The sequence below is a fragment of the Caproiciproducens faecalis genome (genome assembly GCF_019448085.1).
GTDB classification, from domain to species: Bacteria; Bacillota; Clostridia; order Oscillospirales; family Acutalibacteraceae; genus Caproiciproducens; species Caproiciproducens faecalis.
The window spans coordinates 499798-512546 of sequence record NZ_JAGFNZ010000001.1; the positions used below are offsets into that span (position 1 = coordinate 499798).

Annotated in this window: 15 protein-coding genes; 9 read left to right on the forward strand and 6 right to left on the reverse strand. The window is 50.7% G+C overall.

Annotated elements, in window-relative coordinates; translation table 11 throughout:
* Positions 1 to 90 precede the first annotated feature (90 nt).
* Positions 91 to 1329, reverse strand: a complete 1239-nt coding sequence (locus tag J5W02_RS02335) for a BTAD domain-containing putative transcriptional regulator (protein ID WP_219964036.1) — start codon at positions 1327 to 1329, stop codon at positions 91 to 93.
* Between the two features lie 290 nt (positions 1330 to 1619).
* Here J5W02_RS02335 and J5W02_RS02340 point away from each other — a divergent pair, with 290 nt between their 5' ends.
* Complete coding sequence (locus J5W02_RS02340; protein ID WP_219964037.1) at positions 1620 to 2345, forward strand: LytR/AlgR family response regulator transcription factor; 726 nt, start codon at positions 1620 to 1622, stop codon at positions 2343 to 2345.
* A 43-nt stretch (positions 2346 to 2388) separates the two neighbouring features.
* On the opposite strand, the gene J5W02_RS02345 is transcribed toward J5W02_RS02340, so the two are convergent.
* From J5W02_RS02345 to J5W02_RS02355, 3 genes are all read right to left on the reverse strand, one after another.
* Positions 2389 to 3264, reverse strand: coding sequence for a patatin-like phospholipase family protein (locus J5W02_RS02345; protein ID WP_219964038.1), 876 nt, complete (start codon positions 3262 to 3264; stop codon positions 2389 to 2391).
* A 562-nt stretch (positions 3265 to 3826) separates the two neighbouring features.
* Positions 3827 to 3982 carry a hypothetical protein gene (locus tag J5W02_RS02350; RefSeq protein WP_219964039.1) on the reverse strand — a complete coding sequence of 52 codons (156 nt, stop codon included), beginning with the start codon at positions 3980 to 3982 and terminating at the stop codon, positions 3827 to 3829.
* Positions 3983 to 4009: 27 nt separating this feature from the next.
* Entirely contained in the window at positions 4010 to 4204 is a 195-nt protein-coding gene (locus J5W02_RS02355) for a hypothetical protein (RefSeq protein WP_219964040.1), read from the reverse strand.
* 210 nt (positions 4205 to 4414) lie between these two features.
* On the opposite strand from J5W02_RS02355, the gene J5W02_RS02360 reads away from it, so the two are divergent.
* Complete coding sequence (locus J5W02_RS02360) at positions 4415 to 5746, forward strand: DEAD/DEAH box helicase (RefSeq protein WP_219964041.1); 1332 nt, start codon at positions 4415 to 4417, stop codon at positions 5744 to 5746.
* A gap of 67 nt (positions 5747 to 5813) precedes the next feature.
* Here the strand turns inward: J5W02_RS02360 and J5W02_RS02365 are convergent, their stop codons facing one another.
* Both J5W02_RS02365 and J5W02_RS02370 read right to left on the reverse strand, forming a co-directional pair.
* The gene (locus J5W02_RS02365; RefSeq protein WP_219964042.1) at positions 5814 to 6035 is read right to left on the reverse strand and encodes a hypothetical protein; all 222 of its coding nucleotides are present in this window, start codon (positions 6033 to 6035) and stop codon (positions 5814 to 5816) included.
* Positions 6036 to 6131: 96 nt separating this feature from the next.
* Entirely contained in the window at positions 6132 to 7193 is a 1062-nt protein-coding gene (locus J5W02_RS02370) for a sporulation protein (protein ID WP_219964043.1), read from the reverse strand.
* Between the two features lie 106 nt (positions 7194 to 7299).
* Between J5W02_RS02370 and J5W02_RS02375 the strand changes: the two genes are divergently transcribed.
* The 7 genes from J5W02_RS02375 to recO all read left to right on the forward strand — a co-directional run bounded on the left by J5W02_RS02375 (position 7300) and on the right by recO (position 12740).
* Positions 7300 to 7551, forward strand: a complete 252-nt coding sequence (locus tag J5W02_RS02375; protein ID WP_330659649.1) for a YabP/YqfC family sporulation protein — start codon at positions 7300 to 7302, stop codon at positions 7549 to 7551.
* 9 nt (positions 7552 to 7560) lie between these two features.
* Complete coding sequence (locus J5W02_RS02380; RefSeq protein ID WP_219964044.1) at positions 7561 to 8742, forward strand: sporulation protein YqfD; 1182 nt, start codon at positions 7561 to 7563, stop codon at positions 8740 to 8742.
* 114 nt (positions 8743 to 8856) lie between these two features.
* Positions 8857 to 9816: a PhoH family protein gene (locus J5W02_RS02385; protein ID WP_219964045.1), complete on the forward strand. Its 960-nt coding sequence runs from the start codon at positions 8857 to 8859 to the stop codon at positions 9814 to 9816.
* A 5-nt stretch (positions 9817 to 9821) separates the two neighbouring features.
* Positions 9822 to 10331 (forward strand): rRNA maturation RNase YbeY, encoded by a 510-nt coding sequence (gene ybeY, locus J5W02_RS02390; RefSeq protein WP_219964046.1) that lies wholly within the window; start codon positions 9822 to 9824, stop codon positions 10329 to 10331.
* 2 nt (positions 10332 to 10333) lie between these two features.
* Positions 10334 to 10816, forward strand: coding sequence for a diacylglycerol kinase family protein (locus tag J5W02_RS02395; RefSeq protein ID WP_219964047.1), 483 nt, complete (start codon positions 10334 to 10336; stop codon positions 10814 to 10816).
* A gap of 12 nt (positions 10817 to 10828) precedes the next feature.
* On the forward strand, positions 10829 to 11752 hold the full coding sequence (era, locus tag J5W02_RS02400; protein ID WP_219964048.1) for a GTPase Era: 924 nt from the start codon (positions 10829 to 10831) through the stop codon (positions 11750 to 11752).
* Between the two features lie 235 nt (positions 11753 to 11987).
* A complete protein-coding gene (gene recO, locus J5W02_RS02405) occupies positions 11988 to 12740 on the forward strand; it encodes a DNA repair protein RecO (RefSeq protein ID WP_219964049.1) in 753 nt (250 codons plus the stop codon).
* Positions 12741 to 12749 lie beyond the last annotated feature (9 nt).

Consider the following 12749-nt stretch of genomic DNA (forward strand, 5'->3'; position numbering starts at 1 on the left):
GAGGCACAATTCAATTACAAAAATAAAAAACGCCTTGTAAAGGGAAAAAACCCTCACAAGGCGTAGACATTTGTCGAATAAATCCGTATTTTATCGGTTGATTTGTTCGAGGTAATGGGATGGGATATCGCTGAACGATTTGAATTCCATGATGACCGTCAAAAATCCCTTTCCGACCTGGGTGTCAAAGCGTTTCTGGATACGGGAGCCGATCAGCATCAGTCCTTCCTGTTTCGTGTCTGTCAGCAGCAAAATCATCTGGTACTGGTTCCACTGGGTAAACACGTCTCCTCTGCGCAGGGAATCCTCCAGAATCTGTTTAAGTCCCTGACAGGCCGCTTCTATCCGTCCGGGGAAAAGCTCGTTTCCCGCGCCGGAGATGGTGGCAAGTCCCAGAAAAGCATTCCGGCCGCCTCGTATCCGGCGGCGTTCTTCAAGATTATAAATGATACGGAAATATTCCAGATCACAGTAAAGAGCGCCTTCCGGATCATCACACTGGGTAAAGTTTTTGCTCAAATCGGATAAGTCTGCCCGATGAACGTTCTGCTCCCCTGCGGTGATCCGCCGGTAAATACTTTTCATAGCGGAGGATGGTTTGACGGAAAGCTCACGGCACATTCGCTCGGTAATATAATTGTAGTGGCTCAGCGCCACGCTGTATTCGTTCTGGGCCAGAAGAGCCTCCAAAAAGCACAGGTGCAGCGATTCCTCCAGCGGTTCATGGCACACGGCCTGCTCAAAGTACTCTACAATTTCCGAGTGGCGTCCCTGCGCTTTCAGCAATTTAAAAAGACGAAGCAGTGACTGCACATAAAGCCGGTCGTAATGGGTGTGAAGAGGGAACGTCCACTCACAGTTGGGGCTCTCTGCCAGAAACGCGCCCTTATAAAGATGGACTGCCTGTTCATACAGTCTGATTGCCAGATTGGGATCGTCCAGCTGCTTTAAGTCGGCTTCCTTAATATTTCTTTCAAAGGCGTCCGTGTCGACCGTACAATCTTTCCCCACGTTAAAAATATAAAAACCGCTGTCAAAAACAAGACTGAAAGGCGTATCTCCACTCCCGTTTTTATCAAGCAGTTTCTCTTCCTGCAGGATTTGCCGCAGGCGAAAAATCTGGGTTCGAAGGGTGTTTTTGGAATCCACAAGATCAGCGTCGTCCCACAGGTTTTCCACAATATTATCCGGAGAAAGCCGTTTTCCCCTGTTTGCCATGAAATATTTTAGCAGTTCAAGGCTTTTGTGGGATCTCCGGTTTCCGGTAAAAAGTGATCTTCCGTCCTTCTGAATATCCCATCCGCCCAGCGTAAATACTTCCACCGACATTTGATTTCCTCCATCCTTTGGCGTCCTAACCGACTGCGTCTCTGCACAAGTGTCCGCTGTTTTTCTGCTCAACATGTCATTCTCTGTTCACATTATTTTAAGATATATCATAATGGAAAATTATGGGAATTATATATTTTTTGTGTGAATGGTCAATATTAAAGAGTGAATGGTAAAATAAGTAAAATATTTTCGGCTATTTTTCCTATAGAAGATATTACGACCAAATGATATGCTGAAAAAGCAAAAAAGCTTCCGCTTTTAATGACGGACGGGTTAGGAGGAAGAGTATGCGCTATCGAATTGCCATTTGTGAAGATGACACGGAGTGTGCCGCAAAGCTGAAAGAAATGATTAAAGAAATTATGACCGAACGGCGAACAGAATATCTTTGCGAGAGGTACGCTGACGCAGAAAATTTGACGTCCGCCCTGACCGATTCCCCAAAATATCAGATTCTTTTTCTGGACACAGTACTCAATGGAAAGAGCGGAGTGGAATTTGCCAAAAAGCTGCGGCAACAGGGAGTTCATTCCCCTATCATCTTTCTGTCATCCAGTTCTGCTCCCGCACTTTCTGCCTATGCCGCCGAGCCGACGCATTTTTTACTCAAGCCCGTCATGAAACAGGATCTGAACACGGCGCTTTGTCGGGTTTTCCGCCAGCGGGAGAGCAGCTTCGTCTGCATGGTGAAGACTTCCGACGGGGAAATCGCTGCGCTTTCGGCCAATGATATTCTGTATCTGGAAGTGTATGATAAAGTGATTCTGGTGCATTGCAGGGGAGGGAATACCCTGACCGCCGCCGGGCCGCTGACGAATTTCTGCGGGCAGCTGCCGGCCGGGCGGTTTTGCGCCTGCCACCGCTGCTATGCCGTTGATTTCGCCGGGGTCAGGCGGCTGCGTAGAAACGAATTTGTGCTTGAGGACGGAACTGTCATTCCGGTTGCCCGCCGCAGATTTGACCAGGTATTGTCGGCGTGGAAAACTTATATCAATGAAGAAAAAATGAAATAAACGGAGCCCTCACGAAAAGGAGAACTCCGTTTTGCTGTTGGCTTCATGCCCGGGGCTGCTTAAAAATTGCCTTGATCGCGGTCATGCTCATCTGCGCCGCTTCATATCCCGCATCCAGGCACCGCTCCATTTCGTCAAAGGTCAGCAGGCCGGATTCCTTGGGAAGCTGCGGTTTTAGAAGCAGCTTTTCTCCGTGAGAGTTTAAATCCTTCAGCCGCGTGCTCATAATGGATAAGGAGTGTGTGGTAATGTCAATAATATTCTTTTTATCGGGCATCTCGTAATTCTTAGTGACGTCGACCGCCAAAACATTGGATTCGCCCGCCGCTATGAGAAGATCCACAGGCAGGGTGGTTGTTACGCCGCCGTCGACCAGACAGAGATCCCCAATGGTTTTCGGCTGAAAAACGGCGGGAACCGCCATGCTTGCTCGTACCGCCTGACAGACGGGAATATCTGTTTTCCAGCTTACCCCTTCCACGGCGGAAACGTTTTTGATGGAACTTGCGTACACAACGGTTTCTCCCGAATTGATATCCACAGCCGGGATAATCGTTGGAATATCCGTTTCTGTAATGTTTTTATTGTCCGTATTTTGACACAGATATTTTTCCAGCCGGTTCCCTTTGAACAGACCGGTAATGTCGATTTTATGATGCAGCAAAAACTGCGGCACTGCTTTTAACAGGTTGGCAAAATCCGCATCACATAAGTACATACCGGTTTTGGACAGCTCCCTTACCATCCGTTTAAGTCCCCCTGCGTCCGTGCCCGTAGCGTAGAGTCCCGCTACAATGGCTCCGGCGCTGGTTCCGGCAATGGAGGAAGGAAACATCCCCGCTTCTTCCAGCGCGAGCAGAACACCCACATGCGCGGCTCCTTTTGTACCTCCTCCGGAAAGTGCAAGCCCAAAAGACATTTCTGTTTCACCGACTCTCTTAAAATGATAAACTTGCTTAGTAAAGTATATTAGAGAATCGGGAAAAGGGTTCGGCTTCTAAACGACGGTCCCTATGGACAATACGCAATCAGTTTTTCCTTGAAAAGCCCAGCGCGGATAAAACGGTCACTGCCGCACCGCACGCGGTGATGACAATGCCAATGATGAAGCTGGCTACAGACAGTCCTTTTTTCAACAAGATCACCTCTGCTGCGATTATACCTCAAACGGACGGATAAGAAAAGAGAAAAAAGCAATGGCGCCCGTTGTCAAGCGGGCGCCACACGTTCGCGGTTAATCTAAGGAGGCAGAAATTACGCAATCAGAAACAGCCACACCAGCGGCGTCTGCATCATCAGCGCCGCCGGCCCCGGAAAAAAGTTGTGACACATTTCGAACCATCCCCCTTTGGCGGGTTCGTATTATACTATGAAATCAGGGGACAGCTTGTCAATATGAAAGTAAGGAATGCACTGTAATGATAATGCCGGAGCCCCAACGGTATTTCGAAGGACTCCGGCGCAAGACGGGTTTGTGTATTTCATTGTTTCTGAGTAAGATTTTCGGCGATTCTGCGAAGATCTTCTTCGCAGCAGACTTTGGGGCCGGCCTGTTTGATGTTTTCCTGCACAAATTTCGGCAGGGATAAGAAATATTCGTTTTTATCCAGATTTTCAGCAAAATGATTGTCAGACATATTTTTCCTCCACTCGTTGTCAGTATTTTACAGGGTCCTTACAAATTCCTTCATGCTTTCCAGCTCACCTGTCAGCGGTACGCCGATGACCTTTGACAGAGCCTGGTTCAGTTCCGAGTACTGGTCGCCGTTCACGAGGATTTGTTCGGATTGATGATCCTTCAGCAAGGTAATTCGGCGGTCAAGTTCGTTAATCACCGCCTGCTTGATGTCTTTGCTCATGAAAGCACTTCCCTTCGCGGTTAGTATGTGTTTGGCTGGCAAAGATATTCGTATATCCCGATCTCCGCAAGCCCGGGAAACTCCGTTTCCGGCGGCCATTAGACTAATGCGAAAAGTTATGCTATAATTTAAAAAACTTGAAAATATAGAACATGGTAGTGAAAACAATAAACCGCCAGGTTATCTATAAATATAAATTTAGGAGTAAACATGAATTTTAAAGACCTTAACCTAAGTCACAGAATTTTAGATGCACTTGAGAAAGAAAACTATTCCGTGCCGACGCCCATACAGGAACAGGCGATTCCGATTGTGCTGTCCGGCAGGGATCTTCTGGGCTGTGCACAGACCGGAACCGGAAAAACGGCGGCGTTTGCCGTGCCGGTTTTACAGCATTTAATCAATTCGGAGGAGAAGAGCGAACCGCGCAAAATCCGCTCCCTGATCTTAACCCCGACAAGAGAGCTTGCCGTACAGATCTATGAAAACTTCCGCTCCTACGGGCGGTACACCCGTCTGCACACCTGTGTGGTATTCGGTGGCGTTTCCCAGAAAATGCAGGTGGAAAAACTGCGCCGCGGCGTGGATATTCTGGTTGCCACTCCGGGCAGGCTGAACGACCTGATGAATCAGGGGTATGTCCATTTGGAAAACGTGGAAATCCTTGTGCTGGATGAAGCTGACCGCATGCTGGACATGGGCTTTATCGCGGATGTAAAGAAAATCATTGCGAAAATCCCCAAGAAGAGACAGACGCTCCTCTTTTCGGCGACCATGCCCAAAGAAATTGAAGAAATGGTGAACACCATTCTGGTTGATCCCGCCAAGGTGGAAATTACGCCCCCCGCGACAACCGTGGATATGATTGACCAGTCGATCTATTTTGTGGATAAGGACAATAAGCGCAAACTGCTGGCTCATCTTCTGGAGGACAGGTCCATCCGTTCCGCGCTGGTGTTTACCAGAACGAAGCACGGAGCAGACCGAGTTGTCAAAGATCTGGAAAGAGCCAACATCAACGCGCAGGCCATCCATGGAAACAAATCTCAGAACGCCCGTCAGACGGCGCTGAACAGCTTTAAGAACGGCAGCATCCGCGTGCTGGTGGCTACGGATATCGCGGCCAGGGGAATTGACATTGAGGAGCTTTCCTGCGTGTTCAACTACGACCTTCCCGAAGTGCCGGAAACCTATGTGCACCGCATCGGCCGTACCGGCAGAGCGGGTTTGAGCGGCACGGCTGTTTCTTTCTGCTGTATTGACGAAAAATCGGATTTACGGAGTATTCAGAAGCTCATCGGCAAAACCATTCCGGTGGTGGAGGACAACCCCTATCCCATGCTGATTACCACCCCTACTCCAAAGTCCGAACTGCGCCGCCGGCGTTCGGCGCCTCCGGCTGCCGAACCCAGGAGAAAGGCTTATGCCCCGAGGGAGGCCGCGGGAAAAAACGGAGCCTTCGAAACCGCTAAGGGCAAGCCGCCTGTAAAAAAATATACGGATAAACCCAAATGGAAAAAGTCGTATTCCCGCAAGGGCTGAAAAAGGACCCGGAAAAGCGTCATTCGCTGATCCGGGTCCTTCTGCTGCCGGCCGTAACCCGACAGAGCTAAAGTTTAAATTCATCCGCGCTGTGCGGCTTGAGCGCCGGAATGCTGACCGGCGTGCGTTTCAAAGGGTCATAGACAAAACGGCTGCAGCTTCCGTCTGGTTCCAGGTACCGGTCAAATTTGCACACGCTCGCCCCGTCAAAGTCGGAGCTGTTGGCACAGTGCCTGCAGTCTGTCTCTATGTGATTTCCAAAAAGCTTTGCTTTCTTTTTTCCAAACATGTTCCTTCTCCTAAAGGCTTTTGTGTCCGCGGTAAACGGGTACGTTTTTGAGTTTTCTGCATGATTCCAGAAAAATCTGACAATATTATTATAACATTATTGTTCTTTCATTTCCAGTTTTTCACGCGGAAGACTGAAAATCAGCGCCGCACAGAGCGCAATCAGCGCGGCGGCTGCGGGAACGGAGCCGGAAAAGCCGCCCGCAAGCTGCTGGGTCGTTGTGCTGAACACTTCGACATCCTCCGGAAAGACGCGCAGCAGAGCCCAGGTGAGCACCGCGGCGGTAACACCGTGCAGCAGGCGGAACAGCATAAAACGGAGCAGGTTTACCCGGATGCCGGAAACGGCGGAAAGAACCTGAAAATGAACGCAGATTCCTCCCCAGCCGATGGCTAGGGACACAGCCCACAGCGGCACTTTCAGTTTTGCAAGATCGGAACAGCCGCCCGTGACCTCCAGCAGGGCAGAAAGCGCCGCGCCCGCGCGCGGCTCCGTCACCCACTGGCGCAGCAAGTTCAGAAAAGCCGCAAATAAAATGACGAAGCAGCACATATTAATCATGGCGCGTGCCGCGTCTGCTGCAGACAGAATCAGGGCGTCCGCCGCCCGGTTTTTTACCCGCTTTTTCACTGCCCGCGCAGAGGGGAATTCGTCTTCCGCGCCGATACTGCACATGACGCTTAAAATCAGGGAAGCGGCAAGCTGGGAAACCAGCAGAATCACACCGGAGCGCCCGTTGTGAAGAAACCCGATCCCAACGGCGGTAATGACGAACGCGGGGCCGGAATTTACGCAGAAGCAAAGCATGCGGGAGGCTTGGTTTTCACTGATGGAGCCGTTTTCGTAAAGCGCCGCAATGCTGCGGGCGCCGGTGGGATAGCCGCCGACCGCGCTCATCAGGATGCTTGCCGCGGAGCTGCCCGGCAGCTTTAAAACGGCACGGCACGGCGCTTCAAACACGCGGCCGATTTTTTCAGACAGTCCGCTTTTTACCACAAATACCGACAGCACCATAAACGGATACAGCGAGGGGACTAGAATCTGCAGGCAGTATCCGATTCCGTTTTTGGCCCCGGCCGTTGCCGGCGCGGGAAAAACCAGCAGCAGACAGGCGGCCAGAAATGTTGCGGTCAGCAGCAGACCCTGCTTTATTCTCATGGCGATCCACCCTTTCATAACTTTATATATATGATGCCGCGCGGATATTTACGCCGCCCGCCGCATAGGCTTTATAGGATAAATTCGATGTAGGGCGGGGATTCAAGTGGAGAAAAAAATCAATATCCGCAAGCTGACTTCAACAATGCAGATGCCCACTCATATGGAGATAAACGGAAATCAGGAAGTCATTGTCGACGGCTGCAGCGGCGTGCTGGAATACGACACCGACGTGGTCAGAATCAAGACGGGAAAACTCATTGTGCGCTTTGCAGGGCGCGGTCTGGTTATTAAATGCCTGACTGCGGATTCCCTGGTGGTAACGGGTTATCTGACCGGAATTGAGTTCTGTGTGTGAGGTGACGGGATGATTTCTTTACATTTGACGCGCTGGCTTCTCGGGTATGCGCGGTTTTCCGTTGTCGGCGGCAGCCACGAGCGCTTTTTGAACAACTGTGCCCGTTCCGGCATCTATCTTTGGGACATCACGGGGGGGAAGGACGGCGGGGCCTGTGTTGCCGTACAGAGTTACCGCGCTCTGCGTCCCTGCGCGCGCAGAGCAAACGCGAAGCTGAAAGTCCGGGAGCGCCACGGCTTTCCGTTTGCTACCAAGGGAATCCGCAAGCGCAGGGGGATTCTGGCGGGAGCCGTTCTGTTTATGGTGATCGTACAGCTGCTGTCGTTACATGTCTGGAGCATCGAGGTGGCCGGAAACTCCTCCATCCCCACGGAACAGATCGAAGCGGAACTGGTGCGCCTTGGCGTGACGCCCGGCACGCTGAAATCGAAGGTACAGCCACAGATGCTGCAGCAAAAGCTCATGCTGGAATTCCCACAGATCGGCTGGCTTTCCGTCAACACCAGAGGCTGCTCCGCACAAGTCCAGTTGCAGGAAAAGGTCGACCGGCCGCTGATCGTCGGGAGCCAGGGAGAGACAGTCTGCAATATCAAGGCCGCCCGTACGGGTCAGATCGTTTCCATGAACGTCTTTACCGGCACCGCGCAGGTCAGCAAGGGCGACGCGGTAGTGGAGGGACAGCTGCTGATTAGCTGTGTGGTTGAGGATAAACTCGGCTATATGTCCCTGCGTCACGCGGCGGGAAAAATTATTGCCGAGACCTCCCGTTCTCTTACGACGGAGGTCGACCTGAAACGCGCGGAAGTGAACCCCACCGGAAAGACACTGACGCGCAGATGCCTGTACCTTTTCGGCGCGCGGGTGCCGCTCACCTTTGCAGGGAAACCGGAAGGGGAATACCGGGCGGAAGGAGTGCACACCGACCTGAAGCTGATGAACGCCGTTCTGCCGCTGGGGTTTTACGAAGAAAAATGGACGGAGGAAAAATCGCGGCAGATCACGCTGACGAAGGATCAGGCGATTGCCGAAGCAAAGCGGCTGATGGAGCAGAAAAAGAAGGAAGAACTGAAGGACGCAAAGATCCTTTCCGTCAGTGAGGACACTCAATTTACCGATTCCAGACTGATTTACGCGATCAAAGTAAAATGCGAGGAAAATATTGCGCAAGAATCGGAAATATTAATAAAATAGTAAGATTTTTAGTCATTAATCATGGTGACTTAACAGGTTTCCTGTGTTATAATAAACCTAATTTATCTGAGGGAAGGTTTTCCACCTCTGGGCAAATCTTCAAAAGGTGATAGAATGTTTGAGCAAAGGATCAATATTGACCGCATGGAGCAGGCGGTCGCTCTTTTCGGCAACTTTGATGAAAATATCAGACTGATTGAAAAAGAGTACCATGTGGGCATTGTCGGGCGGGGAAGTGAAATCAAGGTTTCCGGTGACCCCGAGGATGTCGCGCTGGCCGTTCGCGCAATTGACAGCCTGCTGTCCCTCGTCAACCGGGGCGAAGCTTTAAGCGAGCAGAATGTCCGCTACTGTATTTCCCTTGTCAATGAAGGCAGTGAAGATAAAATTGAAACGCTTGCAGGGGACTGCATTTGTATAACGTCCAAAGGAAAGCCGGTCAAGGCCAAAACACTCGGGCAGAAAAAGTACTGTACGGCGATTAAAAGCCACACGATCACTATTGGAGTCGGTCCCGCGGGAACCGGAAAAACTTATCTGGCCGTGGCCCTTGCCGTTACGGCGTTCCGCGCGCAGGAGGTCAACCGGATTGTGCTGACTCGCCCCGCCGTGGAAGCCGGAGAAAAGCTGGGATTTCTTCCGGGAGATCTTCAGCAGAAGGTAGACCCGTATCTGCGCCCGCTGTACGATGCGCTGTTTGATATGCTGGGGGCGGAAACGTACCAGAAATATGTGGAGCGCGGCAACATTGAGGTGGCTCCGCTCGCGTATATGCGCGGCAGAACCCTTGACGACAGTTTTATTATCCTTGACGAGGCGCAGAATACCACCCCGGAACAGATGAAAATGTTCCTCACCCGTTTGGGATTTAATTCCAAAATGGTAATTACGGGGGATATCACCCAGATAGATCTTCCGGACGGCCGCAGGTCCGGCCTGAAGGATGTCATTAGGATCCTGCGTGATATCGATGATATTGCACAGGTTCGATTTAACGAAAAAGATGTCGTACGCCACAAGCTGGTGCAGGACATTATTAAAGCATATGAGAAAAACGAGGAGGCCGGGCATTAAAGATCATGGAAAAGGTGAGAGTAATCATTGAAAATAAGCAAAAAGAGGTTAAAATTCCTACGGGTTTGCGCATGCTGGTACGACGCTGCTGCAACGCTGTGCTGCGTATGGAAAAATTTGGTTCACCCGCAGAAATCAGCGTCACTTTTGTAAATAACGAACAGATTCATGAGTTGAACAAACAGTACCGCGGAAAGGATGTTCCGACCGATGTGCTTTCTTTCCCCATGGGGGAAGACGGTGTGTATGACATCAACCATTCCACCGGGGCGAAAATTCTGGGTGATATCGTCATTTCCATGGAAAAAGCGGTGGAACAGGCGGAGCGCTACGGCCACAGCCTTGAGCGCGAGGTGGGCTATCTTTCGGTGCATTCCATGCTGCATCTGCTTGGCTACGACCATGAGAACGGCGGAATCCAAAGAGTGCATATGCGCGAAAAAGAGGAACTGGTTATGACTCAGCTGGGCCTGCCCGGCACAAGCAGTTATGTCTTGGACGAGGATGAGGAGTAAGCTTGCGGTTTTTTAAAAGCTTTAAGTATGCTTTTCGGGGAATCATCTACTGCATTAATAATGAGCGGAATATGCGGATACATACGGTGGCTGCACTGTATGTATTTGTCTTTTCGTTCTTTTTTGAAATGTCACGGACAAGCTATGCCGCTGTTTTGATTGCGATCGCAATGGTAATCACCGCCGAGCTGTTCAATACGGTAGCGGAGGAGCTTTGCGATATGGCGGCGGCCAGCTTTCATCCGGTTGTACGGATTATCAAGGATATGGCGGCGGGCGCGGTGCTGATTTCTGCCGTTTTTGCGGCTGCGGTCGGTGTGTGTGTCTTCTGGCAGCCTGCGTCTTTTGCCGGAATCCTCCGTTACTTTGCTTCCAGCCCGCTTATGCTTTTGCCGCTTGCGGCGGTGACCGCAGTGTGCATTGTCTATATTGTTATGGGACCCATCGGTATTCGCGACTATATCAGAAAAAAACGTGAGAAATAAGGAGAGAATTCCATGGTGGATCAGAAAAATGAAAAATCCGCTTTTATAGCGATAGTAGGCCGCCCCAACGTGGGGAAATCTTCCCTTTTAAACGCAATGATCGGGCAGAAGGTCGCTATTGTTTCCAATAAACCCCAGACAACGCGCACCCGTATTATGGGTGTTCTGACAAGGGGAGAGTATCAGCTTGTCTTCATAGACACTCCCGGTCTCTTAAAGCCGCATAATCAGCTTGGGGAATACATGGTGCGCTCCGTTACGGAATCCGTTTCCGGCGTGGACGCATGCCTGTTGGTGGTGGAAGCGGGAAAGAAAATTTCCCCCGCGGATCAGGCGCTGATTGAAAGATTCAAGTCGCTCGGTATCCCCGCAATTCTGGCGATCAACAAGATCGACCTGCTGCAGGACAAGAGCGTTTTAATGTCACAGATATCCGAATTGTCTGCGTTATATGATTTTGAGGCCGTGGTGCCGGTTTCGGCAATTGACGGAAACGGAATCAAAGACCTTACCGGCGAGCTGGAAAAGCTTGCGATGCCCGGCGGGCATTTCTTTGAGGAAGATACGCTGACCGATCAACCGGAGCGTGTTCTGGCTGCGGAAATTATCCGCGAAAAGCTGCTTCGCCTCTGCAGCAAGGAGGTTCCCCACGGCATAGCCGTTGTGGTGGAAAATATGCACGAGCGCGGGGACAAAAGCGGCATCACCGATCTGGAGGCTACCATTTTTTGCGAAAAAGAAAGCCACAAGGGAATTATTATCGGCAAGGACGGCGCGATGCTGAAAAAAGTCGGCACGCTGGCCCGCACCGACATGGAGCGTTTTTTTGACTGTAAAATCAATCTGAAGCTTTGGGTAAAGGTGAAAGAGGACTGGCGCAATCGCACCGCGGTTCTGCGCAGCCTTGGGTTTGACAGCAACTCCTTCAACAGTTAGGCAAAGCACATTTTTACAAAAAAATTTGTCTGATTATGGGGTTAATTCATTTATTTACCGCTCATATAAGCTGAATTAAGGCAAATACTTAATTTAGTAAATTGAAAAGGAGCGGGAAATATGGATGAACAGACAGCGTGGAATTGTTTTCAACATACCGGAAATGTAAGCGATTATCTGATCTACAGCCAATGTAAACACAGTAGTGAAGAAAGGCAAATGCGGGAGGACGCAGATGCAGATAGAGACCAAAGGCCTAATCATCAGGGAGAATTCCGTGGGTGAAAGCGACCGCCTCGTGACTGTACTTACAAGCGGGGAAGGGGTTGTGCGCGCATTTGCCCGGCAGGCCAACAAAGTAAAGAACAGCAAGCTTTCCGCGACGCAGCTTTTCAGTTATTCCCGCTTCACAATTTTTAAGGGGCGGGATAAATACATAATTGACGACGCGCAGCCCATTGAAGTTTTTTTCGATCTTCGCAGGGATATTGAGCGTCTTTCCCTTGCCCAATATTTTTGTGAGCTGGCGGGTGCGCTGGCGCCGCAGGAAGCAGAGGCCGGGGATTTTTTGCGTTTAATGCTCAATTCCTTTCACTTTCTCTGCAAGGGGTCAAGGCCAAATTCGCAGATCAAGGCGATTGTGGAAATGAAAATGCTTTCGCTTGCGGGCTATATGCCCAATCTGGTGTGCTGTTCCGGCTGCTCGTGCTACGAAGCGGAGGAAATGTTCTTTCTTCCGCGCAAAGGGCTGATCTATTGCCGGGACTGCTTTTCGGATTTTACGGAACCCGCCGTTCGGCTGAGCCGCGGGGCGCTGACCGGACTGCGCCATATTATTTACGCCGATTTTGAAAAGCTTTTTTCCTTTGGCCTGTCAAAACAGGGCTTGAAGGAGCTTTCCGCGGCGAGCGAACAGTATGTTTTATCCACGTTGGAGCGCAGCTTCAACACGCTGGAATTTTACAGACAGATGAAAACGGAAGACTAGCCCTGCCCG